This is a genomic window from Aquibium pacificum, from assembly GCF_040839445.1.
Classification (GTDB): domain Bacteria; phylum Pseudomonadota; class Alphaproteobacteria; order Rhizobiales; family Rhizobiaceae; genus Aquibium; species Aquibium pacificus.
Genome location: NZ_JBDPGJ010000006.1, coordinates 110,473 through 136,294 on the forward strand (window position 1 = coordinate 110,473; position 25,822 = coordinate 136,294).

Consider the following 25,822-nt stretch of genomic DNA (forward strand, 5'->3'; position numbering starts at 1 on the left):
GTTATCAAAGCCCCTTCGGCAAGGGACCAAGCTTCAAGAGCTTTGCACGTGCCTGTTTGTAATATCTTTCGGCACTCGACGGATCGATATTGAACTCTTTCGCCATCTTCTCAAATATCTCTCGCCTTGTTTCCTCTGGCCTTCGCCCGAGCAACAGCTCGATGACGCGCCCTTCACGAGGTGTAAGCCCTGAAATATTGACTTCCAGAGTTTGGGCGTCGGATACCGAATAGCGCAACGGGAACGCATCGTGCGCTACCTCGCCAAGAATCTCGCACAACGTTCCGGGCGACAAACCTGTTTTCGCAACATAGGCTGAAGCCCCAAGGGCACGACACGCGATCGCTTCATCGTTGCTGTCGGACCCAGTGACGACAATATGGATAGCCGTCGGTGCGGATCGGATCACCGTCTCGACAACCAAAAGACGGTCCCGACGTGACGTTGGATCGAAGCCGGGCAGGCCTGGGTCGGTCACGACGAGATCGAAATGATCTTCGGCCAGCAAGCGTTGGGCCATCGCGAACGTTTGTGCGCCTGAGATGAAGCAATCGTCCAAGCCGGCCTGCAGTTCGGCCATAAGGGCTTGGCGCATCAGATTCTGATCTTCGACGACCAAGGCTTTGCGCATAGGAGAACTCCGAGTTCGATCCTCGTTGTGCCCTGCCCATGCCGTGACTCAACAAACGACATTCGATCAGAAATTGATAGGGATGGTCCCATCCCCCTCGGTGAAAAACGGGAGACACCCATCCCTAGCGCACCATCGCGCAGGATGTCAGGAACTGTCGAGGAGCCCAGGGCGGCTTGGTGATCCGGGAATCACATTCCGGAATCTTCTTGGTTGAGAGAAGATGAGCGGACGTTTCGATCGGTCAAGAAGGGCAATTTCGCCGGCAATCGCCGGTCATCGACGAGCGCGCGCGCAACGGACAGCGCTCGAAGGGCTGACATGGCCAGGCTGGTCACTTCTGCGTTATCTGAATTTGATCTTCATGCGATGGCGAGAGCAACGGGCTTTGTCGAAGGTGATTCTGGTTGTTCCCGCAACCCGGGATGACGCTCGCTGTAAACTGGTCTATCTCATGGCCACTATGATTGCGGACGGGACGCCCATTCAATCGGATGACGTCGCCAAAGTTGTCGACACTCTGCGACCTCATCGGGACAGCCTATCCGACTGTCTCAGGAAGTCAGCGGCCTCGTCCATAAGATAGGCGCAGCACTGGCCGCTGGCAGGTAGTCGGATCCAGGAGGCATCGCACGCCGGGAGCTATCGCTTCAGATTGAACCAATGCCGCGTGACGTTGCCATCGTCATGGGTGATGTCGAAGTAATACGGATCCTCACGCATTGGCCTAGACATGGTGAGGGTCTGCTCGCAACCATCGCGCCCACCGAAGCCTAAGGGGCACGTATTTCGAACCTGTACGCAGAGGTCGGGTTGTCCAGCGCCGTGGTCCTGGTTGCTTGATCCAACGCTCCATCCAGCAGGGCATTCGTCGTACGCTTCATAGCCCGGCTTTCCGGTCCCGGCTTCCGGGCAGGTCGGCCACGAAAATCCCCAGCCTCGCATTGCCGAGATCAACCGATTCATCGGTGGGTGGCACGCCGGCACGCCCCGCCAGGATGGATCGGAGGACGACGCGCATAGAAGCACTTCGCAGCCCCACTCGCTCGCTTCGGCGCGATCGCCGAGCCAAAACCACGTGGCTGCGGACAGGGCCGCTGCAAGCGCGATACGCCTGACAGGGTTCATGGGATGTCTCCTCAAACGAGCCTATCGATCTGTTCGTCTCGGACGCTTGCGTGCATCCTTGAACGGCGGCGAAATCTCGCTCTCGCGTTCGGCGAGCAGATTGAAGTCGGCGATCGGCCGTCGTGACAGCGTGCGGTCTACTGCCTTGGCTCGCCATTCCGGCATGTCCAACACGTAGGTCGCCCACATGCCGTGGCGGGCGGACATGGCGTATTGCTGCCAGGTCACATATTCGGCAGGCGCCGGAGACATTGTTTTTGCCCAGCCGACTCGCAGCATTTCCAGGGCGAGGTCTCGGCCGCGGACCGAGCAGCGGCCGAGAAGGGCGCCGTCAATATCGGGCGCTTGAACCGTGCAGGTAACATGGGCGCTGCCCACCGTTCGTTTCAGCCAGGCCTTCGCCAGCGGGCCGCATGGCACGGGCTTCGGGATCGCACTGTCGCCATGCCGGAGGGGGTCGTACGACCATTGGGGCAGTTCGCAGGAATCGATCGAAGCGAGACGTACCCTATGGGCCCCTATGGGGAACCACAGCGTTTGCCCATCGATGACGGATGTGCGCCCGGAGATTTTGAGGGTGCCGGTCCCATCGGGAATTAGTTCCGCGTCGGCGGTGGACGTGCCCCGATCGTGCAATAGGTCGGCTGCACGGGCGGGGTAGGGCAGGGCGGTCATCAGCAGCGCGAGCATGCTCGCGTGAACCAGCGCTCGATTCACGGCCCGCTCCTTCCATCGCGCGCCGCCTGGCCAAGCAGGACCGCTGGATGCTGGACATCGTCGAACTGCCAGAGCCCGATCTTTTTCTCGCGCGCGGCCTGTTCCACGACAGCGTAAGGGGCGTGGTGGGGCAGGCCGCGCGCGTCGAGGGAGGCGAAGGCAAAGCCCGAGGAGATCATCAGATTGGCGAGATCCAGACGGTCGGATCCGATCGTCGCGTAGCAGGACACGAAGGCAGTTTCGGCTGATCGCGCGATCTGTGCGCAAAGCGGCTTCGTGTCGGCGATGTAGGCGGAAAGGACGGCAAGCGATGCTTCCCCGCAATCGCGCCGGGCGCCGGTTCTATCCGTGTAGAAGGTTCCGCGCACACAGGCCTGCATGCCGAACAGGCGAAAGTGCTGGCCGCCGTCGCTCCAACTGTCGCCGCTTTCGAGCGTCACGCCAGTCCTGAGTTCAAAATAGCCGTCGGGCGGTGTGGCGACGGCTGGCACTGAGCCGAATGCCAATACCAGGAGCAGGGCAGGGGATTTCATTGTCCAGCGATCCTCGGATCGGCCCACATGCCGTAGCCGCGGCGGCCGATCGCCTCAGCCTCCGCCAGATCGTTCCGCGCCGGCGTGCCGTCCGGCCGCTTGGCAATGCGGTGGGTGCCGAGCGAAACCAGTTGCTCCTCGAACATGTCGATCGAGTCGAGACTGCCCGGATAATTGTAGTAGCCGTAGCAGGTGGCGTCCTGAGCCTGCGCGCCCGCCTCGCTGACAAAGGCTCTGCAGTAGATGACCCGCGGTGACTGGAGGAGCGTTGCCAGACCCTGGCGAGCATAGTCGTCGCAGGACCCTGCAAAGCCCTCCTTGCGGTTGACCATGTCACCCTGGCATGGCTCGATGCCGTAGAGGTGAATTGTCAGATTGGAACCAACCCGGAAATCGGTTGCCGAAACCGCCTTGAACCCTGAGGCCGAAGCAAAGCCCTTGCGTTCCGCGACTTTGCCTTGCCCATCATAATACTCGACGACGAGCACAGTCTTGCCTGGCGCCGCCAGTGATCGGACGTAGGCTTGGTCGACCGGCTCCGCCGCATACGCCGGCAGGCACGCGCCGAGCGCAGCCAGGCAACCCGCAGCTAGTCTCATCGGCAGTCGCCTCCAGGTTGTCATCTTGCTCGACATTGACGTGCCTCCGTCGGGATTGCAAGAAAAATCACAATCAAATTGACATTGTTTTTCGTCTCGCCTAACCATGCCGGTATTCGTCGTTACAAGGCTTTGGATGCGGAACGATGGCAACGCACACGACACTACCCTCTATCCGGCGGCTGCTAACGGCGACACTTCTCGCGAGCATATACGTGATCGCGCCAGCCGAAGCGCCGGCATCCGAGCTATCCGCAAAGCTGGACTTGCCGCTCATTACGACCGGCCAAGATCGATCATCCGACACGGTTTCGCCATCGGCCGACGCCGTCGCTGAGGCTCGCTGGGCGAAGTCAGACGACGATTTTGTCCTGGGTGAGGGCGGCCAGATCAGTGCCCAGCCTAGGCCATCCGAGATCACTACAGCGCCAGCTCCAAATGCGCATGGAGATGGCGAGAAGGACCATCATTTTGATATTGATACCCCAAGCAACGCCGCCGAGTGTGGTCCATCGCCAGCGACGCCTGCCGAGATCACCCAGATCGTCATCGAGGCCGCGCAACGACACAAGGTCGATGTCGGATTCGCCGTCGCGGTCGTAACGGCAGAAAGCCAGCTTGACCGGCTGCGCAACTCACCCAAGGGCGCGCGCGGACCGATGCAGCTGATGCCCGACACCGCGGAACGGTTCGGCGTCGTCGACATCTGCGATCCCGACGAGAACATCGACGGCGGTGTCCGTTACCTCCGCGAACTGAGCGATGAATTTGGCAACCCGATGCTGGTCGCTGCCGCCTACAATGCGGGCGAGGGTCGCGTGCGAGAGCACGGCGGCATTCCTCCCTTCAAGGAGACGCTGGGCTACGTCGCCGAAGTCCTCAACATCCAGATGGGTCTTCAGGGAACCGGTTCTACCGCGCGCGAACGCGATGCCTCGGCCGATGGTTCGCAGAGTCCTTCCAAAGTCAGTGGGGTGATTACTTCCCGCGAGCGCCGCCAGTGGGTCGGCGGTGTCATGCATTTCTAGCCGGAGGCCACCATGAACGAATTCTCGCACTCGCCCGCTGTACGCCCCGTGAAACAGCCGATCGCATTTGGCGCGATCCTGTTCATCTGCCTGGTTCTCGCTGAGCCCGCCCTTGCCCAGTCTTCCGGGGCGTTCGCGCCGCTCGAGACCGCGGTCCAGATGATCGTGGACTTCATCACGGGGCCGTTCGGCCGACTGCTCGCCATCATCGCAGTCATCGCGCTCGGTTTTCTCGCCTTCGCCGGCCGGCTGTCCTGGTTCACCGCCGGCGCGGTCGTGCTCGGCATCGGACTGGTTTTCGGCGCGCCGGCGATCGTCGATGAGATGATCGCGGCGGTGGGGAACTGAGCGATGGTCGAGTTCACCGACGAAAAACCCCAGCTGACGCCGCTGGTGATTGGCCTGACACGGCCCCCGATGATGTGGGGCATTCCGCTAAACGCCTTCTACATCATCGTCGGCTTCACGCTGATCGCCTTCCTAGTGAGCACAAGCTTCTGGTCGGCGTTGATCGCGCCGCTGATCTATCTCGCGCTTTTTGCGCTCTGCAGCCGCGACATCCGTATCCTCGACCTTGCTCAGGTGGTCGGCCGGCGAACGCCGCGCACGCCAAACCGGCTGTTCTGGCGCACCAACTCCTACGGGCCATGACCATGCTGAACGTCGTCGTCGAAGAGCTGGGGTTTGGCCGCGAGCAGCGCCGCGAGCGCGGCATGTCGACCCATATTCCCTACCTGCGGCATGTCGCCGACACCGTCATCGGTCTCGAAAGCGGTGCGATCCTGTCGGTGATCAAGCTGGACGGCTTGTTCTTCCAGACGGAGGACCAGGCCGAGCTCAATATGCGCGCTGCCGTCCAGAACACGATGGTCCGCGCGCTTGGATCGAGCCGCTTTTCGCTTTGGTCGACGGTGATCCGCAAGGAGGTCAGGCCTTCGATCGGCGGCGCCTATTCGGATCCGCTCTGCGACCTGTTGAACACGCGCTACATGGCGTCACTGCGCGACAAGCGCATGTTCACCAACGAACTCTATTTGACGATCGTTCGCTCGGGCATGCGCGGCGCGCTGGGAGCGGCCGAGATGTTTTCCCGGCTGATCGATCGCTCCTCCGGCACCGAGATCCAGCAACAGCGAGTGCACGAACGGATCAACGAGCTCGAGGAGGTCGTCGGCAACATCACGCGCGAGCTGCAGAAGTACGGCGCGCGGCCGCTGGGCATCGTCCACAGGGACGGCCAACCCTATTCCGAACCTTGCGCCTTCTTCAACACGATCCTCACATGCGGCATTTCTCGGGAGATGCGTCTGCCGCGCATGGGTATCCGCAGCTATGTGGCCACCTCTCGACTGCACTTCTCCAAGCGGACATTGCAGGCGCAGGGACCGGTCGAAACCGAGAACCGTTTCGGCGCAATGCTGTCGATCAAGGAATATCCGCCCTTCTCGGGACCCGGGATGCTCGACGGGCTCCTGCAGATGAACCACGAGTTCATCTGCACGCAGTCGTTCACGCTCGCCGACAAGCCGATCGCGCAGGAGCGGATCTCCCGCCTGCAGCGCCAGATTCGCGCATCGGATGAATCGGGCAGCACGGTTGAGACGGATATCGACTTCGCGCTCAACAGCCTGCTCAATCAGGAGGCTGTGTTTGGCTACCACCATTTCAGCCTTCTGTGCCTGTCGCGCGACCTTGCCGGTCTGGACAAGGCCGTCGCAGAGCTCGGTTCCTGTCTCACCGACATGAACATCAACTGGCTGCGCGAAGACCTCAACATGGAGGCCTCTTTTTGGGCGCAGCTTCCGGGCAACCACCCCTACATCGCGCGCTCCTGCATGCTGTCGAGCGCGAACTTTTCCGGGTTTTCGTCGCTGCACAATTTTGCGACAGGCAAGGCTTTGGATGTCCACTGGGGTCTGCCGATCTCGATCCTCGAGACGACGTCGCAGACGCCATATTGGTTCAATTTCCACCAGCGCGATATCGGCCATTTTCTCGTGACCGGCCCGACCGGTTCGGGAAAGACCGTGGCGCTCACCTTCCTGCTTGCACAGGCTTTCCGGATTTCACCGGAGCCGCGCGCCGTATTCTTCGACAAGGACCGCGGCGCCGAGATCTTCATCCGCGCGGTCGGCGGCGAGTACGAGGTGCTGCAGCCAGGCGTCTCCACCGGCTTCAATCCGCTGCAGATGGAGAACACCGCGGCAAACCGCGAATTCCTTCACCGCCTACTCAAGGCCATGCTCGACCCTGCGGATGGCACCGGATTCTCACAGGAAGAAGAGGACACGCTGGAGCGGGCGATTGGCCGAATTTGCCAGGAGCCGGTCGAGCAACGCACGCTCGCCAATCTGTCCGGTCTGCTGATGGGCAGGGCGCGATCCGACGCCAACGATCTCCAGTCGCGTCTACGCCCCTGGTTCGAGGGCGAGAAGGCCTGGCTCTTCAACGCACCAAGCGACGCGCTGTCCTTCTCCGGTCGCCGGATCTTCGGCTTTGACATGACGCACATCCTCGACAACCAGGATGTGCGCACGCCGGCGCTGATGTACCTTTATCACCGGTTGGACGAGCTGCTCACCGGCGAACCGGTCCTCATCTTCATGGACGAGGGCTGGAAGCTTTTGCAGGACCCAGTCTTTTCCAACTACATCGTCGACAAGATGAAGACGATCCGCAAGCTCAACGGTATCGTTGGGTTTGGGACTCAGTCGGCGGCCGATATCGCACGCTCGCCGCAGTCGCACACGCTGATCGAGCAGTCCGCGACCAATCTGCATTTCCCCAATCCGCGCGCGGACGAGGAGAGCTACATCCGGCGCTTCGGACTGACGGCAAAGGAATACTCTTTCATCCGCAATACGCCGCCGGAGCGGCGGACCTTCCTGATCAAGCACGGCAACGATTCCGTCATCGCCCGGCTCGATCTCTCCTCCATGCCGGATCTCGTGCGGGTGATGTCCGGACGCAAGGAGACGATCGAGCAGTGCGCAGCGTTGCGCGCGCGGCTTGGCGACGAACCAAAGAACTGGTTGCCCGAATTCTGCGGTTGGGAGCGTGCAGCATGACCAGGCGATATTTCCTCTCGCTGGCCTTTCTGCCGGCTTTCGCTGCGTCACCGGCTTTCGCCGACATCCCGACCATCGACGGGACGGTCCTCGACGAACGCGAGGATCGAGACCGAAAAACCGGCGAGATCGAAACGGTCGACGAGGAGCGCTATGTCAACAACCAGAGCGTGACATGCTCGATGTACCGGCCCGGCCGCAAGGATGACCCGGTCGCCGCGGCAAACGCCAATCCGGCAATAGCCGGCCTCGTCCGCAGGATCGCGCGAGAGGAAGGCGTCGACGAGAACCAGTTCCTGGCGCTTGTCTATCAGGAGAGCCGCTTCAACCCTTGCGCCAAATCTCCGGCGGGCGCGATCGGGCTCGCGCAGCTGATGCCGGGGACGGCAGGCGACCTCGGCGTCGATCCCTACAATATCGAGCAGAACCTGCGAGGTGGCGCGCGCTACTACAAGCAGCAGCTCCGAAAGTATAACGGCAATGTCTCCCTGGCGCTTGCGGCATACAATGCCGGTGCGGGCAACGTGAACAAATATGGCGGAATTCCGCCGTTCAAGGAAACGCAAGGCTATGTCGCCAACATAACCCAAAAATGGCTCCCGGCCTTCGGCGGCTCCGACAAGTCTGGCATTCCGCTGAACTATGGCGGTGGCGGCGCCTATGAGAGCGCCCGAACCAGCACCATGAACGCTATGGGCCTGACCGCGGCGATCGGAGAGGGCTCCGGCGACGTTGTCTCCTGGCTCACGCAACTCGGTGGGATGGGGTCGGGCACCATCCAGGATAGCTGGGATCACAATTCCGGGGTGCGCAACGCCAACATCGAGCTCGTGAACCGGATGCTCCTGCTTGGCACGGCCTTCGCTGACCTCGCCAATTCGAGCAATGCGATCACGCTTGGCGAGATCTCCGGCGCCAACCGTTCGACCCGCTACGATGGGAACAACAATGACGATCGGCCGGTCGCCGGCTTCTGCGACGAGCGGGAAAGGTTCGTCTGGGATGCCGAAGCCAAGGCTTGCGCCATGCGCATCGATGCTCAGGCGGAGCTGCTTCTCGAGACACAATGATGGAGATCGACATGAAACGAAAATTGGCAATGCTGGCGATCATCGGTGCGGGTATCGCGCCAGCCGCGGCCGACATCCCGGTCATCGACAAAACCAACTATGCAGTGGCGCGTGACACCGCTGAGAAGACCGGCAAGATCCTCGACACCAACAAGGAGATCCTCACCACCGTTGAGGATACCCTGAAGGCCGTGACCGGCGACCGCGGCGGCGATGCAGGTCCGCTGAAGGATATCGCGATCAGCAACGGTTTTAGCGTCTCGTCGATGCCTTCCTTCGACAGCATTTTGAAGGGCGGGATCGCCGACTTTGGCTCGCTCGATCCCAAGGTGGTGGAAGCCGCCACGCTCTTCATCAATGGTCTTCAGCTAGTGCGATCGTTGTCCGGGAAAAGCGACAGCTCGCTTGCCAGCGACAAATCCTATGAGGAACTGATGAAGACGGTCATGGGCGTCTCGGCGCTGATCACGGGATCTCAAGCTGCGGTCGAAACGCGTCGCTCCGCCCTCGAAACCGCTGGCGGCGAGATCGGTAAGGCCGAAGATATCAAAGGCTCGATCGACCAGAACACGCAGCTTCAGGTGCAGACCGGTCTCACGCTCAACGAGATGATCGGCGTGTTGAACGCCGGCGTGCAATCGCTGCATGCGGAGAACCAGCGCAAGCTCACCGACATGTCGAATACCAAAAAAGCACTGCGGTACGAATGAGAATCCATCGATGCGCCGCGACCGTCCTCGCATTCGCCTTGGCCGTTCTTGCCAGCGGGTGCGGCACGCCGCGCGAGAAGACCGCGCCGTGCAAGCGGCCTGCCAATCTGTCGAACTACGCCAGCCTCGCAGGCGAATGCGGACCGATGATGTCGGTCAATGCGGACAGGGCGGCGGCATTGGCTGCGATCCAGAACCTCGCGGCCGGCGACGAAGAATAGGGCAGGGCAGTGGACGACTTCATTGGCGAACTGCTGGATCGGATCGACGCTTCGGGACAAAATTTCTCCCAAAGCGCCTACGAGACTCTCAGCCAAGATCTCGAGCCGCTGCTGCGCTTGCTCTTCATCATGGCCGTCCTGTTCTACGGCATACAGCTCTTTCTCGGAACGTCGCGTCTGAGCGTTGCCGAGATCATCGGAAGGCTGGTGCGCGTCTTCGTGATCCTTATTCTGGTCGGCACATGGTCGAACTTCAACGACCTCGTCTATGACTGGCTGACGACGGTCCCGGAGGCGGCCGGCCGCGCCATTCTGGCGGCATCCGGCACCGGAGTCACCGAACCCACCAATGGGCTATCGCAGATCTGGAAGACGGCGAACACTGCCGCCGCAGCCTTTTCGGAGCAGGCCGGCTATCTGTCCGTGCTGCCGGCGTTGATCGGCATGATCATCATGGTCTTCGCCGGGTTGTTCGTCGCCATCGCACTCGGCATTCTCGTGCTTGCCAAGGTCGTGCTGTGGGTGTTGCTCGGCACCGCGCCTATCTTCATCGCCTGCTTCTTCTTCGATGCGACACGCAGCTATGCGATGGGGTGGCTGAACCAGTCTCTGCTCTACGCGATCATTCCCTTGTTCGTTTATGTAATCGCCGCGTTCCTGATCGCGGCGATGGAACCAGAACTAACCGCCATCGACAGCATCTCAGGCGATCGCGAGTTGAAGCTTAGCGATTTCGCTGCCTTCATCATGCTTTGTCTCGCCGGCAGTTTCGTTCTTCTGCAGGTGCAATCCCTCGCCCAGGGCATAGCTGGCGGTCTGGCCACGCCAGTCGGTCCGCGCTCACGGCAGATGACCGGCCGGAGCATTTTCTGGGGCCGGGAGGTGATCGGCCAATCAGCACGACAGACCCAGGCTGCGGTCCACCGGGTCCAGGCACGACTTCACTCACCACGGCAGGACGGCGCAGGCGCCTCCATGCAGCGTGCGATCACATCCAACGGAACGCCACGGCAAAAATGACGGCAAGCCGATGTTGGATCTTGAACGACAGGAAATGAGCAGGGATGGTCGAAAAATCCGAAACCGCACTGCGGTCCTACTTCCAGCAGGGCGACATCTGGGAGCAGGAGATCATCAAGCGGGCCAAGCGCTCGGCGCGGGTCGCCTGGTTCTTCTCGATCGTCTTCGCCGGCATTGCGGTTCTCAGCCTGCTCGCCGTGGTGCTGATGCTGCCGCTGAAGAGCTTCGAGCCCTATGTCGTCACAGTCGACCAGACGACGGGCTATATCGAGGTCAAGTCGGGTCTGACACGGCCTGCAAACCTCACCGAACAGCAGGCGATCACCCAGGCGAATGTCGTCCGCTACATTCGCGCCCGCGAAGGCTACGATCCCTACGCCATTACCGAGAATTTCGGCATCGCGGCGCTCTTGTCCGCCGACGAGGCCGCGCGCGAGCTGCAGACGCTCTACAGCGCCGCCAATGCGCAAAACCCCACGAAGGTCTATGGGCGACTGAAGCGGGTTCTGGTCGAAATCAAGTCGGTGACCTTCCCGAACACCAGCACGGCGATCGTCCGCTTCTCGACCAACGAACGCAGCGACACGGAATCGATCGTCCGTCATTGGATCTCGGTGGTGCGGTTCCGTTACACCGACACCCCCGTCCGCAACGAATGGCGCTTCGAGAACCCGCTCGGCTTCCAGGTCTATGCCTATCGCCGCGACCAGGAGACGGTGACGCCAGGAGACGCGAGATGACCGGCCGCTCTTTTGCGGTGGCGGTGTTGCTATTCGCATCCATCGCATCGACGCGTGCGGCACAGACCCCAAAGGGCGGCTCTCTCGACGCGCGTGTGACCAGCGTCACCTATCAGGAAAACAATGTCGTCCAGGTCTTCGCGACCTATGGCATCTCCACCATGATCATTTTCGACGAGGAGGAGAAATTCGAGACGATCTCGCTCGGCGACACGGAAAGCTGGCAGGTCGTCCCTGCCGAGAAGGGCAACATCCTGTTCGTCAAGCCGATCGCCGAGGACGTGGTGACGAACATGAACGTCGTCACTGACAAACGCATCTACTATCTCGAGCTGCACGATTTTGCCCCTGAAGCCGGCCGCAAGGTTTTTGGGATCCGCTTCCACTATCCCGAGAAGAACCTCAACGCCGCCCTGCGGCAGGAGGCGGAGCGGCGTGCGGCATGGCCGAACATCTCCGGCATCGACAAGGCCAACGTCAACATCGACTATTCGTTCTCCGGTGACGCGCGGCTGAAGCCGCTGATGGTCTTCGACGACGGCAACAAGACGTTCTTCAAGTTCGACCGGCGCATGCCGGCCATTTTCGCCGTGAACTCCGACTTCTCGGAGACGCTTCGAAATTTCCGCAGGGAGGGCGAATACATCGTCGTCGACGGAACGGCCACTCAGTTCACCCTGCGCGACGGCAACCAGTGGATTTGCATCTTCAATCTGAAGAAGTCGGATTTCGGGGCGCCTGATCCGGCCATTCTCGGGCCGGTCGAGGATGAGCAGGCCAAACGCCGGCGTCGGAGCGGCAACGGATGAAACGCTCTCCCGAACTTGAAGCCCTAGGTCAAAATGACGATCCCGTCGTCGCGGACAATTCGGTCCGCCGCAAGCAGTTGGCCGGTGGCGCCGTTCTCGTCCTACTCGGTCTCGCCGCCGGCTATATGGTTCTCTCCAGCAGACAGACGCCTGTGCGCGACATGCTCGACGGAGACGAGGAGTTCACCACCACGACGTTTCGTCCACCATCCTTCGTCCGCGAGGGTGAGCCGGAACCGGAGCCGCCGCCCCCCGAAGTGGTCGAGATACCTCCACCACCCCCACCACCTCCTGCCGAAGAGGTCGATACCACGCAGTTCGACGTGCCGCCGCCGCCCGTACCCGGTGCCGCCCCTCCGCCGCCGGAAGCAGCCGAGGCGCCACCGGATGAATTCCCGGCCCGCTTCCGGTCGAAACTGGTCGTGGTCGACAATCCGGCATCCAGCGGGCCGGGGAGCCTCAGCGGCGGAGACGGGGAGGGGCTTACCGTCGCCGGCGAGGACCGTAGCAGCAAGTTTCTGGCCGCCGCCGCCAGCATCGGTGACCGCAGCGCCAAGGCCAGGCAAATCGAGCGGATCGACGCGCTCGTTCCAGAGGGCACCCTGATCCCGGGCATTCTGGAGACGGCGATCGTCAGCGACCTTCCGGGGCAGGTGAGGGCGATCGTCTCGCAGGATGTTTACTCCTTCGACGGTCGGCGCGTGCTGATCCCCACCGGCACAAGGCTGATCGGCGAGTACCAGTCCGAAATCACGCGCGGTCAGACGCGCATCTTCGTCGTCTGGACCCGAATGCTGCGCGATGACGGTGTAACAGTCCGGCTGAACTCGATCGGCGCCGACAGCCTGGGACGTGCCGGCGTGACCGGGCGCGTCGACAAAAAGTTCCGCGAACGCTTTGGAGCGGCAATTCTGCTCTCGATCGTGGGCGCCGGCGCCAGTTACCTGACCGGTTACGGCAGCGAGGCCGCCGCTGGTGACAACGATGACGCACAGGAGGCGGAGGAGCTTGCCCGGGAGACAATCGCTCAGACCTTCTCCGACATGGCCAATCAGGCACTCAGCGACAGTCTGCGCATTCCCCCGACAATCAGCGTGAGCCAAGGTGAGCGCATCTTCGTCTTCGTTCGTCAGGATCTCGACTTCTCGGCGATGTATGAGGATCCCGTCACCGAAGCGCTGAGGGAGATTCGTCGTGAACGCGGCCTCCCCTGAACTTGCCTCCGACAATCGCCACTACTTCCTCTACCGTGCGCTCGCACCGCTGAAGGCGTTCCTCGACGACCGCGACGTTGTCGAAATCTCCGTCAATCGGCCAGGGCAGATCTATATCGAGCGTCTCGGCTCCGCCCACATGGAATCTTACGAGGTTCCGGAGCTGACCACCGCGGAGATCGTCAACATCGGCGAGCGCGTCGCCGCCAGCACCAACCAGTTCGTCAGCCCGGCGAACCCGATTCTCAGCGCAGCGCTGCCCTCCGGCGAACGCATCCAGGTCGTTTTGCCACCCGCGGCCGCCGATGGCGGCACGCTGTCGATCCGCAAGCAGGTCATCAGCAATTTCACGCTGGAGGACTATCGCGACCAGGGATCGCTCGACCAGGTGACGATTGCCGTTGGTGGTCTCAGCGAGACCGAGCAGGCTTTGGTCGACCAACTCTCGGCCAGGGATATCTTTGGCTTCATCCGCACGGCGATCATCAACCGCGTCTCGATCTTGATCAGCGGTGGCACTTCTAGTGGCAAGACGACCTTCCTGAATGCATGTCTCAAGTCGGTCGACCCGCATGAACGCATCATCACGCTGGAGGATACGCGCGAGCTTTTCCCGCCCCAGAAGAACGCGGTGCATCTGCTCGCATCCCGCGGCGATCAGGGAACGGCGAGCGTGACGATCCAGTCGCTGCTCGAGGCCTCGCTACGCATGCGTCCGGACCGGCTGTTCGTAGGCGAGGTGAGGGGATCGGAGGCCTTCGCCTTTCTGCGCGCGATCAACACTGGCCATCCGGGCTCGATGTCGACGGTTCATGCCGACACGCCGCTCGGCGCCTATGAACAGCTCGCCATGATGGTTATGCAGTCGGGCTTGTCGGCCGCCTACCCGAAGGCCGATCTCATCTCCTACATCCAGAGCGTCATTCCGATCGTCATCCAGTTGCGCAGGGAAGGGGGCCGGCGTGGCGTTTCCGAGATCTTTTTCGCGCGCGAACGGATGGACGCGTCATGACCGGGTCGCTTCGCGTCTTCTATCTCGGCTTCTGCCTGACTATCGCCTTTGCGGCTTGGCTGCTGGCCTATGGCCTCGCGCTGCAGTTTATCTACGGCGACGGCCGGATCCTGCACGCGACCATCACTACAAATCCCTTTGCACCCTTGCAGCAGCTTGTCACCTATGGCGACAGCACCGTCCTGCGTACAATTGCCCTTGGTGCTGTTCTCCCGGCGATCCTCGTCGCCGGCATTATCGCCTATGCCGGCCTTCGCCCGAATTCGAGCCCCTTAGGAGAGGCACGCTTCCAGACCGTGATGTCGCTTCGACGGGACGGTTGGTTCAGAAAGAAGGGCAAAATCCTCGGTCGCTTTGGACGCCAGATTCTTCGTGTAGAGGATGATAGACATCACCTGATTATCGGGCCTACACGCTCTGGGAAGGGGGCTTGCTACGTCGTTCCAAACGCGCTTTCGCATGAAGGCTCAATGATCGTCACCGACCTCAAGGGCGAGATTTTTCGCAGCACTGCAGGCTACCGAAAATCAAAGGGCAACCAGGTCTTCCTCTTTGCACCTGGATCGGAAAGGACTCATCGCTACAATCCGCTCGACTTCATCCGCCCGGATCGCGGCGATCGAACCACCGATATCCAGAATATGGCCGCCATCCTCGTCCCGGAAGTGACTGAGTCCGAAAACTCGGTCTGGCAGGCGACTGCCCAGCAGGTCATGGCAGGCGCGATCAGCTACATCAACGAAAGCGTGTACTACGAGGGGCATCGTAATCTCGGCGAGGTCACAGCATTCTTCAACAGCGGAGCCAATCTCCAGGCGGTTATGACCCTAATCAAGGAACGCGAGCCAAATCTATCCCGCTTCACTGTGGAGAGCTTCAACGCCTACATCGCCCTGTCGGAACGCGCTGCGGCATCTGCCCTGCTCGACATCCAAAAGGCGCTCCGACCGTTTCGCAACGAGCGCGTGGTCGCGGCAACCTCGGTGACCGACATGGACCTGCGTGCCCTGAAGCACCGGCCTGTCTCGATTTATCTCGCTCCCAGCGTCACCGACATCACGCTGCTGCGGCCACTACTGGCTCTTTTCGTTCAACAGACTCTCGATACGCTCTTGCTCGAGCACACCGAGCGATCGGTGCCGGTGTACTTTCTGCTCGACGAGTTCCGGCAGTTGAAGAAGATGAGCGAAATCACGACCAAGCTGCCCTATGTCGCCGGCTACAACATCAAGATGGCGTTTGTGATCCAGGACCTGAAGAACCTGGATGAGATCTACGGCGAGACGTCGCGGCATTCATTGATGGGCAATTGCGGCTATCAGCTAGTGTTGGGCGCCAACGACCAGGTAACCGCAGAGACTTTCTCGAAAGGCCTTGGCAAACGCACGATCCGTTACAAGACCGAATCCCGCACAATCGAGTTGATGGGCCTGCATCGCCGGACCAAGGTCGAGCAGCTGCGGGAGCGCGACCTGCTGATGCCACAGGAAGTGCGGCAGATGCCAGAGGACAAGATGATCATCCTGGCCGAAGGTCAGAATCCGATCTTCGCCGACAAGCTGCGATTCTTCGCAACAGCGCCGTTCAGGGAGATGGAGAAGTTCTCCCAGGTAAACTTGCCGGACGTGCCGGCGACAGAGTTCCTCCCGCAACGACCGGTGCCAGCGACGATGCCCGCTTATACTGGCGAAGATGTCGATGGCCTGAAAGTCAGACCGGAGAAGGCGAAGCGTCCAGAAAAACCGTTGAAGATGCCAAACACTCAGACGGGCCGGCTCGACAACCAAAGGTTAGCGTCTGTGGCCGGAGCGACGTCACCGCGGGTGGGCATCTCCGCGAGACCAACGCCAGACATACTCGATGCGCGCTTCGCAAAAGCCGCCCGACGATTGAAAACACTTGCAAGGGCACCGGCCAAGCCTGGGAGCCAGCGTGGAAAGGGAAACAGCTGGGCACGGGTTTTCGACGAAACTGTTCCTGACGAATTGGAGATCGCTGAAGCCGAGGCGGGCTGACAACTCGTTGACACCGCCTCCGCCATTGAAAAGCTCGCGCCGCGATGTATTCCGGTACCCGGAAGATTGTGAAGGAGCGCTGCATGCCATCGCCTGCTTGGCGGCCAGCCGTCGTCGGCTGCGCGGGCCAGGATGCGAGAGTTCGCATCCAAAGCGGACGTATAGGTGGCTGAGACGCACCCCTTGGAGGTCATGAGCCAGTACCACGCCATCCCCAGGGCGGCTTCAGCCCTTTCCCTTTGCTGGCGGCAGCCGATCGGCCGCCAGCAACAGCAATCCCACGCCGGTGGAAATCGCCACGTCCGCTAGATTGAAGGTCGGGAAATGCCACCCCCCGGCGTGCAGGTCCAGAAAATCAGTGACAGCACCATCCGGCAGACGATCGAGCAGATTGCCCAATGCGCCCCCGACTATTGCACCATACCCGGCGCGCTCAAGGGAACTGCGGCTGATCCAGGCCAGCCGCAAGAAGACGGACACGATCCCAAGGGTAAGGAGGATAAGCACCACATAGCCGTTCACGCCCTCAGCCGCGAGCAGGCCGAAGCTTATGCCAGTATTGAAGCCTAACCGCAGGTCGAAAAAGGGCAGAATGGGCAGCCCCGACGCCGGTAGCATCAGCGCCCAAGCCTTTGTAACGAGATCGAGTACGACGACCAAACCAATCAGGATCAGTAGTAGCCGCGCTGTCATGCGCCCCTGCGCGCTGTCTTGAGATCAGAGCGAGCATCGCGGATAATTGACCAGGCGGATTGCAGGAAGAGGCCCGCCACGGCAAACGCTACGATCAGATCCGGCCAGGGTGAATTCAGCGCCCAAACTAGTCCGGCAGCAACGACCACGGCCAGATTGCCGATCGCATCATTGCGCGAGAACAGCCAGACGGCGCGCATATTCGCATCGCCCTTGCGGTGCGGGATTAGCACCACCGCCGCGAGCACGTTGACGATGAAGGCCACGAGCCCAAAGCCGGCCATCAACAAGGTCTGCGGCTCATTCTCGACGAAGACCCGATATACTGTTGAGCCGATGACGCCGAAGCCGAGCAGCGCTAGGAAGATGCCCTGCAGCAGAGCCGTACGGGCACGCGCTGCCAGCCCCCAACCTATGGCAATCAGGCCGAGGAACGAGATCATGCCGTCACCGATGAAGTCGAGGGAATCGGCCTGCACTGCTTGGGAGCCGGCGACAAAGCTACCGAAGATCTGGACGATGCCGTAACCGAGGTTCAGCAGAACGACGATCCAAAGCGCCCGCTTGTAGGCCGGCGTCACGTGTGACAGGTCCGGGATGCGATCGTCGTCGTCATCACCATCCTCGTCGTGGTCGTGTTCCGAGCCGGACGCCATTGGCTTGTCCATGCGGTCGAGTTGATAGCCAAGATCAGTGATGGCAGATTCCACCACGGGCAGGCGCTTGGCCGGATCATCGACCTCGAGCGTCATGATCTGCGAGGCGATCGACACCTTCACATCGGAAACGCCGGAGACCTTGCGGGCTGCGCCTTCAATCTTGGCCGCGCAGGAAGCGCAGTCCATTCCGGTGACGTGATAGCGGGCTGTAGCAACAGCACTCATGGGTTGGATCCTTTGGACTTGAAGGGAATAATTGGGCGGACTTTGCCGCCCTGAGTTTGTTCCGGCGGCTCATCGCCGCGTTCGATGCGCACATGCGCGAGGCCATGGCGCTCAAGTAGAGAGCGCATGTCGGCCTCTACCCGGGGCCACACCGTGCCCGGATCGCCGGAGATATTCAGGCGCACACGCAACGCATCGGGTGCCGTTTGCTCCACTTGGTAGAGGTCTACGCCCGGGACTGGATCGAGCAGGGCATTAAACACCATCGGCGGCATCGTCACGTCGCGGCCGTCCCCGCCGGCGAAACGCACCAGATCGGACGCGCGACCCTGCACGCGAATTGCTGGAAAGGGACTGCCGCATGGACAGGGGTCGGGGTGCTCGAGGATGCTGTCGCCAAGATCGTAGCGCAGTACCGGCTGCAGGCGATTCGCGAGATTGCTCACCAGCACCGTGTGCGACACTTGGCCCTTGGGCACCGGCTTGTAGCTCGCATCGACCGGCTCGAGTGTAGCCCAGTCGGTGTTGACGTGCAGCCACCCGTGCCGGCAGCTAAAGCTCAGGAACGGCACTTCCGTTGAGGCGTAGCTATTGCCCACCTTGGCGTTGAACGCGTGCGCGATGCGCCCGTATTCCTCCGGCGCAAGGCCTTCGGCCGCGAGCGCCAGCAAAACAGGGCGGATATGCAACCGCCCTTGCTCCTGTTCGGTGGCAAGAAGCGATGCAACGCTCGCATAGGGCGCTACCAGGACCGGCTGAAAATCGTTGAGAGCGGCGACGATCTCCGGAATCGGATCGTGTACCGAGAGCTGCAGCAGCTTGCCCTCGCGGCGCCTTTTCAAGGCCGCGGCCGCCACGGCCGAGGCAAAATGCCCGCCATTGGCCATCACCATTGCCATGCGACCGGAGCCCGCAATGATCCGCGCAAAATCGCCGATGGACAGCCAACTCGTGAGCATGCGAAAGGCGATCGACTGCGTGACCGCCATGGCATGATCGTCATAGACGAATATGCCCTTAGTCCCGCTCGTGCCCGACGTGGTGGCCAAAGTGTAGCCGTGGAGTTTCTCGCCGACCTTAGCGGGATCATCAGCAAAGGCCTGCGCTTCGGAAAACCTCACGCTAGGATCGGTGACCCAATCCTCGAACTCGCCCATCAGCCACTTCTTGGTGGTGATCGGCAGGTGCTCGAGCTTGAGAGGTCCGTCAGGCAGGTCGGCATAGAGCCGCTTGTAAAAAGGCGAATTGGCCCGGGCAAAAGCAACCATCGCGGCCAGCCGTTCACGCTGCCGGCGGGCGATGCCCTCGGGTCCTTCCTTCTTCGCGCGTCGATTGTCGAGCACGAGCCCAAGGAGGTTTTCACCCATGCGAAGGCCTCCTTTCCGACTGATACGAACGCGCCCTTGCAGTGAATTGTCCCAGGAGTCTACAACCTGTAGCGACTACAGGAGCAAGACCTAAATGCAGATCGGAGACCTATCTCGCGCGGCCGGCGTGAATATCGAAACCATCCGCTATTACGAGCGGATCGGCGTGCTGCCCAAGCCTTCTCGCGAGGTGAATGGGAGGCGCACCTACGCCGAGGATGATGCCCGGCGCCTTGGCTTCATCCGCCACGCCCGCGACCTTGGCTTTGACCTGACCGACGTGCGGACGCTGCTTGCCCTGCAGGAACAGCCGGAGGCCTCGTGCGAGGAGGCGAGCCGAATCGCACAAGCGCAACTCGATGAGGTTGAAAGCCGCATTAGGCTACTGCTCAAGCTCAAGGCCGAGTTGTTCCGCATGGTGAGCGAATGCAGGAAAGGAATTGTCGCCGAATGCCGCGTGATCGAGGCCCTGAGCAACTAGTCTGGCTTCTCCTGGGGAGTCGCGATCGTGGCGTCATCATCGGCCGCGCAGAGCCAATTGAGCTGTTGGCAGCTCTACCGTGCCGTGCTGGATTACATCAAGAGCACTTGGCCGGAGCGTCAGCAGGCGATCCAGAAGGTCCGATCGGAGCCCAACACCCGCTAGTTCAATCCGCGCGACGCGTTTTCGGTCTTGCACGGCCCCTCTCGGCGGGCTCCGCAAGGCAATACGATGCAACCTCACGTTCGAGATAGGATGACACGGGACACGATGAGCGATCAGACCGAAATTATTGCGGCGCTGGGCGTAGGAGCCGAGTTCAGCGCGGCGATCGAAACACGCCGACGTGTCGACTTCCTAAAGCATTACCTCGAAGCTTCCGGCCTTGCCGCCTTTGTGCTCGGGATCAGCGGCGGAGTAGATTCCCTCACCACAGCCCTGCTAGCCATGCAGGCAGTCCGCGAACTCAGAGAGAGGGGCCACAATGCCCGCTTCGCCGCCGTCCGCTTGCCTTATGGCGTACAGGCGGACGAGCGCGACGCTCGGGAAGCCCTTGCGGCTATCGCACCCGACGTAACTTACACCGTCAATATCAAGCCCGCTGCTGACGCAATGCTCGCCACGCTCAAAGCCGGCGCCGTTCCTTTTGCCGACGCCGCGCAAGAGGACTTCCTGCTCGGCAACATCAAGGCCAGGCAACGCATGATTGCGCAGTTCGCTATCGCAGGTGCCATTCGTGGCCTTGTCATCGGTACCGATCATGCCGCCGAAGCCGTCATGGGCTTTTTCACCAAGTACGGCGATGGAGCGGCCGACATCTTGCCTCTCGCCGGTCTTAACAAGCGACGAGTCCGGGCAATTGCGGCGCACTTGGGCGCTCCGGTCGCGCTCGTCCGCAAGGTGCCCACAGCCGACCTCGAGAACAATGCTCCGCAGCGAGCCGACGAGGATGTCTATGGTGTCACCTACGAGCAGATCGACGACTTCCTCGAAGGTAAATCCATCGACGCCGCCGCACGCGCCCGCATCCTCCAATTCTACACTGCGACGGCGCATAAACGGGCGTTGCCAGTAGCGGCCAACACGTAAATGAAGTTAGGGACCTGCTGGCGTCCCCTTGAGCCATACTCCTATGCGCTCGATCGAGATTCGAGGAACTCGGCACTTGCCCATTTCTTCGGGCATTGCCCCCTGGGTTAGCAACGCAAGCGCTGTCGCCAACGTGAGCCCTCAAGCAGATAGGGGCCGCGCAAGGCATCCAGAGCGTGACAGGTTCACAGTGTCGGCTGCGCAATATTTCGAACAGCTAATCGTACTGCAAGAGTCAGAAGTATCGGCCTAGACGGCGAAGCTTGTGGAGACGATACTAATACCCAATTCTGTTGGGGGGCATCATGGCCACGAAACGTCTTGATCGAGTCTACGACTCTCGTTGCGTGATCTACTCGATGCGTCCGTTCTCAATACATGCGCGGCGGACGGCATGTGGCAGAAGGCCGCCAATTGCGGTTCGGCCGATCACGTCTCCGTTCCCAAGTCCTCGAAGCGGCAGAATTTCACCGTCCGATCCGTCGTGCTGTCGTCAAGGGGGATTCCTCGCCAGGTCACGGTCACGATCTGGCTCTCGGGCTCGCCGCGACCGTTCCTTCGATGGTCACGTCCGGATGGTCGTCCGGAACGAGTTTGAAGGATGTTTCACCGTTCCTCGTCTCGCCGAGTTGGACGCTGCCGAAATCGTAGTCGCCTTCGGCTGCGTAGGTCGGCTCCATCCTCGACTTCGACAGGAGCAGGTAAAAGGTCCCGGCTGCAGGGTCGTTCTGCGGGATAGTACCCCAAAGCGACATCTCGGCTTTCTCTTTGGTCGGCTTCACGCGCGCGACCAGATCGCGGCAGTTCTGGTCCGACTGCGGTCCGGCAGGGTCTGGATACCAGAGATAGGCGCCGATGGGAGACTGCTCGGCTGCGGCTGCCGGAAATGCGGTGCACAAGACGAGTGCTGCGGCAAGCAACATGATCCAGCAGCATCCTCGGCCGAGGAGCCTCCCAACGCGTCCTATGTCTTCTACGACTAGCAGCATGAGCCGCCCTTGCCGGACGCCGCGAGGTCCTTGAAGATCACGCAGTCCTGTCCAGGTCCGCCAGCACAGGCGACGTTGCATCGCGTGACGAAGTTCTCCAATCGACTTTCGAGTGCGCGAAGCTCGTTCAACTTCGTACGCACCTCGTCGAGGTGGACTTGGGCTATGTTACGGGTCTCAGTGCAGTCTCTATCAGGACTGATCGACAGATCGAGCAGCAGCCTTAAAGACCATAGGAGTAGCCATCATAGATACGCTCGTGCCGCGAATTGAAAGCGTCGGCGGTCGGGAAAACGACGGTCGACGCCCGGTGAATGGGCAGTGACAGACCGTCGAACTCGGCGTCCTCGGGCAGAGGCGGGTGGACGTGGAGAGTTTCGTGACGCATGCGGTTCCCTTACTTCAAACGCACCGCACCACAGTTGACTTATCCGCGCTATGGCGAGAATACAGTAAGATCATTCAATTTGGATATGACCTGACGTGAACCTCCGGGACGTCGAAGTCTTTCACGCGGTGATGGTCAGCCAAGGGGCAAGCAGCGCCGCGGAGCTCTTGGGAACCTCGCAGCCATCGGTCAGCCGTGCCTTGGCGAATCTCGAACGGTCAATCGGCTTTGCGCTGTTCGACCGGGTGAAAGGAAGGCTGGTCGCGACCGCGGAAGGCCGGCTCTTCCACCTGGAAGTCATGCGGAATTTCATCGGCCTAGACAATTTGCGCCAAGCCGCGCAGCGCATACGTGAGGTCGGGGAAGGCACGATCCGCGTCGCATCGCTGGCGGCTCTGGGAATGGGGCTGGTGCCGCGCGCCGTAGGGCGGTTCTTGCAACGTCATCCGATGGTGCATGTCTCGCTGCAGGTACGGACCTCCTCGCAGGTCCGCGATCTGGTGGTGACGGGCCAGGCCGACATCGGGCTTGCCGCCGACGAGATTGGTGGGACGGGCGTCCATGTCAGCGTCTTCGCTACACCGCGCGCAATCTGCGTACTGCCCCCGGATCACCGGCTGGCCATGCGCCGGACGATCCAACTGGCCGATCTGCACAACGAGCGGTTTGTTGCGCTGTCGCCGGAAGACACGGTGCGCAGATCGCTCGACCGGATGCTCGCGGCAGATGGCATCGAGCCGCGCATCGTCGCGGACACTCCGTTCTCGGCGACGGTGATTGCCCTTGTCGCCGAAGGAACTGGATTGGGTATCGCCAATCCGTTTGCCCTCGAACCCGGTACGGCGGATCGTGTAGCGATCTTGCCGTTCGAGCCGCAGCTCAACTTCCGGGCCTTACTGCTGCGCCCGCCCGGGGTGTCGGCTTCTCGGCTCGTCAACGAATTTGTGAGCGATTTATATGAGGCACGGAACCTGTTCCGGCTCCCGAGTCTCAGGCGGTGAACGCATGTTTTTCGACCGATCCGTGGTATCCGGCCGTCGCAATCGATGACGTTTGCCGAGACTACTTCTTCCACCTGACGCCCCAAGTTGGTACGAAAAATCTCAAGGGGGGAGATTGCCCTCCCGCTCGTGCGGATCGAGGAGAGTCAGAAATGCGCGAAGGGTGTTCATCGTGAAACCTCGATAGCCGCTTGCAAGGTAAGATCGCTCATCCTCGGCTGAGAACATCGATAATCGGGCACTCGGGCGCAGTTCCGCCTTCGCAGCGCGCTGCTGTGTCGGCGAGCGTCCGCTCCATGCGCCGCAGGTCGGCAATCTTGCGTCGGATGGTCTTCAGGTGCGCCAGCGCGGCTTTCTGAACCTCGCCGCAGGCGCATCCGCCTTCGACCATGCCCAGGAGGTTGCGAATTTCGTCAAGGGTAAAGCCCAGTTCCCGACTACGCCGGATGAAAATAAGACGCTTTAACTGAGCATCGGCATAGATCCGGTGCCTACCCTCGGTGCGCGGTGGCCGCGGCAAAAGGCCGATCTTCTCATAGTAGCGCACCGTCTCGATATTGACGCCCGTGTGCTGTGACAATTCACCGATGCCAAATTCGTGAGAGGCGGCCAAAAAAACTCCTTGCACCTGTAGCGACTACAGATTGTAGAAGACTACGCATCTGGTCAAGGAGCTTTCCAATGAGCATCGCTCTCAGTGCTGAGACAAACCCTGAAGTCGAACTCAGGCCGTGCGTCCTGAGGCCGGACTGGTCGGTGGTCACCCTGGCGGCAGCCGATGACGCGCTGCGCGCGCGCTCGTCGGCGCGCTCGAGCCTGATCGATTGTTGGCAGGTGGCGCTGAAGCCTGCGGAAGACCTCATCTGGCGTCGCGCCCTGGTGCTTTTCGCTGGTCTCGGCCGTGCGCCCCGCACCGACGAAATCGCGGCCGACGCCGGGCTCGAACAAGAGGGAGTCAAGCGCAGTCTAAAGATTCTGCAGAATCACGATCTGGTAGGGCTCTCGGACAGCGACGAGAACATCGTCGACGCTTATCCGTTCACCGAGCGGACGACGGGACACACCGTCAAACTCGGTGCTCACAGCATCAACGCGCTTTGTGCCGTTGACGCGCTCGGCGCTGGCGCGATGTACCAGCAGGATGCAGTCATCGACTCTCGCTGCCGTGCTTGCGGCGCGGCGATCCGCGTCGCCACGGCGAATGTGGGAAGAAGCTTGGGCAGCGTTTCTCCGCCGGAGACGATTGTCTGGTACGACACCTCATATGAAAGCAGCGCGGCCAGCTCCTGCTGTACAAGAATCGCCTTCTTCTGTTCAGACGAGCATTTGAACGATTGGCTGCGCGGTCCAGTCGCACGTGGCGGACGGCGTCTGTCGGTGGAAGAAGCGCTTCAGGTCGGTAGAGCGATCTTCGGTCCTGTTCTGGCGGACGCGGCTGACGGTTACGAGTTGGAGAAAGCAACAGGCGACATGACAAGCCGGCAAAGCACCATCACGTGTCCACAATGCGGGCAGCGGGAAACCGAAACCATGCCGACCGACGCGTGCCAGTTTTTCTATGATTGCAAAGGCTGTGGAGCATTGCTGCGCCCGAAAGCGGGTGATTGCTGCGTGTATTGCTCCTATGGTTCGGTCCCATGCCCGCCGATCCAGGCGGCGCGGCGCGGCGGCTCATCAGCGAACTGTTGCGCCGGTTCATAGGGCGAACCCGCTTGTGAGTTGTGGTCGCTCACAACTGGATCACCGCTGCCCGCTAACAGCATGGCCCGCCGGTCTTGGTCGGCGATGGCGGTGTAGCAAGGTCCTTGAAGATCCCGCAATCCGGATCTGGGCCACCGGCGCAAGCGACGACGGAAAGAATCTCGCAAACGGCTCAGCTATGCCCGGGAAATCGACCAGCCTGATGCATCAATGGCTACGATATCGCCTGCCCCGAAGCGATCATTATTGAGCGCCGAGCGCGACACAGATTTTCCGTGCTCGATCTTTTGCCAATGGCCTGCTCGAGGACGCGCAATGTCCACCCCATCGCACGCCTTCGCGATGTGTTGATCGCGCAGGCCGAACTGTCGGGCGATCTCCGTCATCGGCTTGGACCAGACAAGATCATGCAACTGAAGGCGGCTCAATCTCATGGCTTCAGGACACGTATTTTCGAGAGTGGATTTACTGCGTGGTCTTATTAGGACCGTTCGCTACCCGAACACCAACTCTCTGATCGGAGCCGCCCAGCTGTCAATCATGCGATAGCCGTCAATGAGCCAAGCTTCGATCGCACCGAGCTGAGGGCCGAAGTAAATCAACGGGCCAACTACGGCGAACGCCAGGATCGCGAGCGATATGAATCCATCCGGTCGATCTTCGGAGCCGTCCGGAGGAGGAAGCTGCGTGTGAGGCCGTTCATCTTTCATTGAT

The 25,822-nt window shown here is 61.1% G+C and carries 30 protein-coding genes and 2 pseudogenes; 19 read left to right on the top strand and 13 right to left on the bottom strand.

Features of this window, described 5'->3' with window-relative positions; all coding sequences use genetic code 11:
* Positions 1-4 precede the first annotated feature (4 nt).
* The 5 genes from ABGN05_RS23930 to ABGN05_RS23950 all read right to left on the bottom strand — a co-directional run bounded on the left by ABGN05_RS23930 (position 5) and on the right by ABGN05_RS23950 (position 3,608).
* Positions 5-631 (bottom strand): response regulator transcription factor, encoded by a 627-nt coding sequence (locus tag ABGN05_RS23930; RefSeq protein WP_367956557.1) that lies wholly within the window; start codon positions 629-631, stop codon positions 5-7.
* Between the two features lie 642 nt (positions 632-1,273).
* Positions 1,274-1,759 carry a hypothetical protein gene (locus ABGN05_RS23935; RefSeq protein ID WP_367956558.1) on the bottom strand — a complete coding sequence of 162 codons (486 nt, stop codon included), beginning with the start codon at positions 1,757-1,759 and terminating at the stop codon, positions 1,274-1,276.
* A gap of 21 nt (positions 1,760-1,780) precedes the next feature.
* Positions 1,781-2,476 (bottom strand): thermonuclease family protein, encoded by a 696-nt coding sequence (locus tag ABGN05_RS23940; RefSeq protein ID WP_367956559.1) that lies wholly within the window; start codon positions 2,474-2,476, stop codon positions 1,781-1,783.
* On the bottom strand, positions 2,473-3,009 hold the full coding sequence (locus tag ABGN05_RS23945) for a thermonuclease family protein (RefSeq protein WP_367956560.1): 537 nt from the start codon (positions 3,007-3,009) through the stop codon (positions 2,473-2,475). Before ABGN05_RS23945 ends, ABGN05_RS23940 begins: the two co-directional genes overlap by 4 nt.
* Positions 3,006-3,608 (bottom strand): hypothetical protein, encoded by a 603-nt coding sequence (locus tag ABGN05_RS23950; protein WP_367956561.1) that lies wholly within the window; start codon positions 3,606-3,608, stop codon positions 3,006-3,008. Before ABGN05_RS23950 ends, ABGN05_RS23945 begins: the two co-directional genes overlap by 4 nt.
* Positions 3,609-3,754: 146 nt before the next feature.
* Here ABGN05_RS23950 and ABGN05_RS23955 point away from each other — a divergent pair, with 146 nt between their 5' ends.
* Genes ABGN05_RS23955 through ABGN05_RS24015 form a run of 13 tightly spaced genes read left to right on the top strand, consistent with a single transcriptional unit; the run spans position 3,755 to position 16,515 of the window.
* Positions 3,755-4,636: a lytic transglycosylase domain-containing protein gene (locus ABGN05_RS23955; protein WP_367956562.1), complete on the top strand. Its 882-nt coding sequence runs from the start codon at positions 3,755-3,757 to the stop codon at positions 4,634-4,636.
* 12 nt (positions 4,637-4,648) lie between these two features.
* On the top strand, positions 4,649-4,984 hold the full coding sequence (locus ABGN05_RS23960; protein ID WP_367956563.1) for a TrbC/VirB2 family type IV secretion system protein: 336 nt from the start codon (positions 4,649-4,651) through the stop codon (positions 4,982-4,984).
* 3 nt (positions 4,985-4,987) lie between these two features.
* The gene (locus tag ABGN05_RS23965) at positions 4,988-5,287 is read left to right on the top strand and encodes a VirB3 family type IV secretion system protein (RefSeq protein WP_367956564.1); all 300 of its coding nucleotides are present in this window, start codon (positions 4,988-4,990) and stop codon (positions 5,285-5,287) included.
* Between the two features lie 2 nt (positions 5,288-5,289).
* Positions 5,290-7,704, top strand: coding sequence for a VirB4 family type IV secretion/conjugal transfer ATPase (locus ABGN05_RS23970; protein ID WP_367956565.1), 2,415 nt, complete (start codon positions 5,290-5,292; stop codon positions 7,702-7,704).
* A complete protein-coding gene (locus ABGN05_RS23975; protein ID WP_367956566.1) occupies positions 7,701-8,774 on the top strand; it encodes a lytic transglycosylase domain-containing protein in 1,074 nt (357 codons plus the stop codon). Before ABGN05_RS23970 ends, ABGN05_RS23975 begins: the two co-directional genes overlap by 4 nt.
* Positions 8,771-9,484 (top strand): type IV secretion system protein, encoded by a 714-nt coding sequence (locus ABGN05_RS23980; RefSeq protein ID WP_373695977.1) that lies wholly within the window; start codon positions 8,771-8,773, stop codon positions 9,482-9,484. The genes ABGN05_RS23975 and ABGN05_RS23980 overlap by 4 nt, the downstream gene beginning before the upstream one ends.
* Entirely contained in the window at positions 9,481-9,705 is a 225-nt protein-coding gene (locus ABGN05_RS23985; protein ID WP_367956567.1) for a hypothetical protein, read from the top strand. Before ABGN05_RS23980 ends, ABGN05_RS23985 begins: the two co-directional genes overlap by 4 nt.
* A gap of 9 nt (positions 9,706-9,714) precedes the next feature.
* Positions 9,715-10,725 carry a TrbL/VirB6 family protein gene (locus tag ABGN05_RS23990; protein ID WP_367956568.1) on the top strand — a complete coding sequence of 337 codons (1,011 nt, stop codon included), beginning with the start codon at positions 9,715-9,717 and terminating at the stop codon, positions 10,723-10,725.
* Positions 10,726-10,769: 44 nt separating this feature from the next.
* Positions 10,770-11,465, top strand: coding sequence for a VirB8 family type IV secretion system protein (locus ABGN05_RS23995; RefSeq protein ID WP_367956569.1), 696 nt, complete (start codon positions 10,770-10,772; stop codon positions 11,463-11,465).
* Positions 11,462-12,274: a TrbG/VirB9 family P-type conjugative transfer protein gene (locus tag ABGN05_RS24000; RefSeq protein WP_367956570.1), complete on the top strand. Its 813-nt coding sequence runs from the start codon at positions 11,462-11,464 to the stop codon at positions 12,272-12,274. Before ABGN05_RS23995 ends, ABGN05_RS24000 begins: the two co-directional genes overlap by 4 nt.
* Positions 12,271-13,488 (top strand): type IV secretion system protein VirB10, encoded by a 1,218-nt coding sequence (gene virB10, locus ABGN05_RS24005; protein ID WP_367956571.1) that lies wholly within the window; start codon positions 12,271-12,273, stop codon positions 13,486-13,488. The genes ABGN05_RS24000 and virB10 overlap by 4 nt, the downstream gene beginning before the upstream one ends.
* On the top strand, positions 13,469-14,500 hold the full coding sequence (gene virB11, locus ABGN05_RS24010; RefSeq protein WP_367956572.1) for a P-type DNA transfer ATPase VirB11: 1,032 nt from the start codon (positions 13,469-13,471) through the stop codon (positions 14,498-14,500). The genes virB10 and virB11 overlap by 20 nt, the downstream gene beginning before the upstream one ends.
* The gene (locus tag ABGN05_RS24015; protein WP_367956573.1) at positions 14,497-16,515 is read left to right on the top strand and encodes a type IV secretory system conjugative DNA transfer family protein; all 2,019 of its coding nucleotides are present in this window, start codon (positions 14,497-14,499) and stop codon (positions 16,513-16,515) included. The genes virB11 and ABGN05_RS24015 overlap by 4 nt, the downstream gene beginning before the upstream one ends.
* Before the next feature lie 225 nt (positions 16,516-16,740).
* Here ABGN05_RS24015 and lspA read toward each other — a convergent pair whose 3' ends face one another.
* Genes lspA through ABGN05_RS24030 form a run of 3 tightly spaced genes read right to left on the bottom strand, consistent with a single transcriptional unit; the run spans position 16,741 to position 19,459 of the window.
* Positions 16,741-17,208, bottom strand: a complete 468-nt coding sequence (gene lspA / locus ABGN05_RS24020; RefSeq protein WP_367956574.1) for a signal peptidase II — start codon at positions 17,206-17,208, stop codon at positions 16,741-16,743.
* Positions 17,205-18,092: a cation efflux transmembrane domain-containing protein gene (locus tag ABGN05_RS24025; protein ID WP_367956575.1), complete on the bottom strand. Its 888-nt coding sequence runs from the start codon at positions 18,090-18,092 to the stop codon at positions 17,205-17,207. Before ABGN05_RS24025 ends, lspA begins: the two co-directional genes overlap by 4 nt.
* Entirely contained in the window at positions 18,089-19,459 is a 1,371-nt protein-coding gene (locus tag ABGN05_RS24030) for a phenylacetate--CoA ligase family protein (protein WP_367956576.1), read from the bottom strand. Before ABGN05_RS24030 ends, ABGN05_RS24025 begins: the two co-directional genes overlap by 4 nt.
* A gap of 94 nt (positions 19,460-19,553) precedes the next feature.
* On the opposite strand from ABGN05_RS24030, the gene ABGN05_RS24035 reads away from it, so the two are divergent.
* Positions 19,554-19,940, top strand: coding sequence for a MerR family transcriptional regulator (locus ABGN05_RS24035; RefSeq protein ID WP_367956577.1), 387 nt, complete (start codon positions 19,554-19,556; stop codon positions 19,938-19,940).
* Between the two features lie 270 nt (positions 19,941-20,210).
* Complete coding sequence (nadE, locus tag ABGN05_RS24040; RefSeq protein WP_367956578.1) at positions 20,211-21,029, top strand: NAD(+) synthase; 819 nt, start codon at positions 20,211-20,213, stop codon at positions 21,027-21,029.
* Positions 21,030-21,550: 521 nt separating this feature from the next.
* On the opposite strand, the gene ABGN05_RS24045 is transcribed toward nadE, so the two are convergent.
* Entirely contained in the window at positions 21,551-21,952 is a 402-nt protein-coding gene (locus ABGN05_RS24045) for a hypothetical protein (RefSeq protein ID WP_367956579.1), read from the bottom strand.
* Between the two features lie 56 nt (positions 21,953-22,008).
* Positions 22,009-22,239 carry a MerR family DNA-binding protein gene (locus tag ABGN05_RS24050; protein ID WP_367956743.1) on the bottom strand — a complete coding sequence of 77 codons (231 nt, stop codon included), beginning with the start codon at positions 22,237-22,239 and terminating at the stop codon, positions 22,009-22,011.
* A 262-nt stretch (positions 22,240-22,501) separates the two neighbouring features.
* Between ABGN05_RS24050 and ABGN05_RS24055 the strand changes: the two genes are divergently transcribed.
* Both ABGN05_RS24055 and ABGN05_RS24060 read left to right on the top strand, forming a co-directional pair.
* Positions 22,502-23,407 carry a LysR substrate-binding domain-containing protein gene (locus tag ABGN05_RS24055; protein ID WP_367956580.1) on the top strand — a complete coding sequence of 302 codons (906 nt, stop codon included), beginning with the start codon at positions 22,502-22,504 and terminating at the stop codon, positions 23,405-23,407.
* A gap of 41 nt (positions 23,408-23,448) precedes the next feature.
* Positions 23,449-23,578: pseudogene (locus tag ABGN05_RS24060) on the top strand (pyocin activator PrtN family protein); the annotation flags it as partial.
* A 37-nt stretch (positions 23,579-23,615) separates the two neighbouring features.
* On the opposite strand, the gene ABGN05_RS24065 reads toward ABGN05_RS24060, so the two are convergent.
* Positions 23,616-24,020 (bottom strand): MerR family transcriptional regulator, encoded by a 405-nt coding sequence (locus ABGN05_RS24065; RefSeq protein WP_367956581.1) that lies wholly within the window; start codon positions 24,018-24,020, stop codon positions 23,616-23,618.
* A gap of 68 nt (positions 24,021-24,088) precedes the next feature.
* On the opposite strand from ABGN05_RS24065, the pseudogene merB reads away from it, so the two are divergent.
* Together merB and ABGN05_RS24075 are read left to right on the top strand one after the other, a co-directional pair.
* A pseudogene (gene merB / locus ABGN05_RS24070) lies at positions 24,089-24,811 on the top strand (organomercurial lyase); the annotation flags it as partial.
* A gap of 66 nt (positions 24,812-24,877) precedes the next feature.
* Positions 24,878-25,108, top strand: a complete 231-nt coding sequence (locus ABGN05_RS24075) for a GDCCVxC domain-containing (seleno)protein (RefSeq protein ID WP_367956744.1) — start codon at positions 24,878-24,880, stop codon at positions 25,106-25,108.
* Positions 25,109-25,284: 176 nt separating this feature from the next.
* On the opposite strand, the gene ABGN05_RS24080 is transcribed toward ABGN05_RS24075, so the two are convergent.
* Positions 25,285-25,536: a hypothetical protein gene (locus ABGN05_RS24080; protein WP_367956582.1), complete on the bottom strand. Its 252-nt coding sequence runs from the start codon at positions 25,534-25,536 to the stop codon at positions 25,285-25,287.
* A gap of 66 nt (positions 25,537-25,602) precedes the next feature.
* Entirely contained in the window at positions 25,603-25,818 is a 216-nt protein-coding gene (locus tag ABGN05_RS24085; protein WP_367956583.1) for a hypothetical protein, read from the bottom strand.
* Positions 25,819-25,822: the final 4 nt, after the last annotated feature.

Bases quoted from the DNA above. Each gene is read 5' to 3' on its own strand.
- ABGN05_RS23975 (WP_367956566.1), top strand. From the start codon at position 7,701: ATGACCAGGCGATATTTCCTCTCGCTGGCCTTTCTGCCGGCTTTCGCT.
- ABGN05_RS23985 (WP_367956567.1), top strand. From the start codon at position 9,481: ATGAGAATCCATCGATGCGCCGCGACCGTCCTCGCATTCGCCTTGGCC.
- virB10 (WP_367956571.1), top strand. From the start codon at position 12,271: ATGAAACGCTCTCCCGAACTTGAAGCCCTAGGTCAAAATGACGATCCC.
- ABGN05_RS23960 (WP_367956563.1), top strand. From the start codon at position 4,649: ATGAACGAATTCTCGCACTCGCCCGCTGTACGCCCCGTGAAACAGCCG.
- ABGN05_RS23945 (WP_367956560.1), bottom strand. From the start codon at position 3,009: ATGAAATCCCCTGCCCTGCTCCTGGTATTGGCATTCGGCTCAGTGCCA.
- ABGN05_RS23955 (WP_367956562.1), top strand. From the start codon at position 3,755: ATGGCAACGCACACGACACTACCCTCTATCCGGCGGCTGCTAACGGCG.
- ABGN05_RS24000 (WP_367956570.1), top strand. From the start codon at position 11,462: ATGACCGGCCGCTCTTTTGCGGTGGCGGTGTTGCTATTCGCATCCATC.
- ABGN05_RS24075 (WP_367956744.1), top strand. From the start codon at position 24,878: ATGACAAGCCGGCAAAGCACCATCACGTGTCCACAATGCGGGCAGCGG.
- ABGN05_RS24025 (WP_367956575.1), bottom strand. From the start codon at position 18,092: ATGAGTGCTGTTGCTACAGCCCGCTATCACGTCACCGGAATGGACTGC.
- ABGN05_RS23970 (WP_367956565.1), top strand. From the start codon at position 5,290: ATGCTGAACGTCGTCGTCGAAGAGCTGGGGTTTGGCCGCGAGCAGCGC.
- lspA (WP_367956574.1), bottom strand. From the start codon at position 17,208: ATGACAGCGCGGCTACTACTGATCCTGATTGGTTTGGTCGTCGTACTC.
- ABGN05_RS24045 (WP_367956579.1), bottom strand. From the start codon at position 21,952: ATGTTGCTTGCCGCAGCACTCGTCTTGTGCACCGCATTTCCGGCAGCC.
- nadE (WP_367956578.1), top strand. From the start codon at position 20,211: ATGAGCGATCAGACCGAAATTATTGCGGCGCTGGGCGTAGGAGCCGAG.
- ABGN05_RS23980 (WP_373695977.1), top strand. From the start codon at position 8,771: ATGATGGAGATCGACATGAAACGAAAATTGGCAATGCTGGCGATCATC.
- ABGN05_RS23930 (WP_367956557.1), bottom strand. From the start codon at position 631: ATGCGCAAAGCCTTGGTCGTCGAAGATCAGAATCTGATGCGCCAAGCC.
- ABGN05_RS24015 (WP_367956573.1), top strand. From the start codon at position 14,497: ATGACCGGGTCGCTTCGCGTCTTCTATCTCGGCTTCTGCCTGACTATC.
- ABGN05_RS24030 (WP_367956576.1), bottom strand. From the start codon at position 19,459: ATGGGTGAAAACCTCCTTGGGCTCGTGCTCGACAATCGACGCGCGAAG.
- ABGN05_RS24035 (WP_367956577.1), top strand. From the start codon at position 19,554: ATGCAGATCGGAGACCTATCTCGCGCGGCCGGCGTGAATATCGAAACC.
- ABGN05_RS23950 (WP_367956561.1), bottom strand. From the start codon at position 3,608: ATGAGACTAGCTGCGGGTTGCCTGGCTGCGCTCGGCGCGTGCCTGCCG.
- ABGN05_RS23995 (WP_367956569.1), top strand. From the start codon at position 10,770: ATGGTCGAAAAATCCGAAACCGCACTGCGGTCCTACTTCCAGCAGGGC.
- ABGN05_RS23965 (WP_367956564.1), top strand. From the start codon at position 4,988: ATGGTCGAGTTCACCGACGAAAAACCCCAGCTGACGCCGCTGGTGATT.
- ABGN05_RS23935 (WP_367956558.1), bottom strand. From the start codon at position 1,759: ATGAACCCTGTCAGGCGTATCGCGCTTGCAGCGGCCCTGTCCGCAGCC.
- ABGN05_RS24085 (WP_367956583.1), bottom strand. From the start codon at position 25,818: ATGAAAGATGAACGGCCTCACACGCAGCTTCCTCCTCCGGACGGCTCC.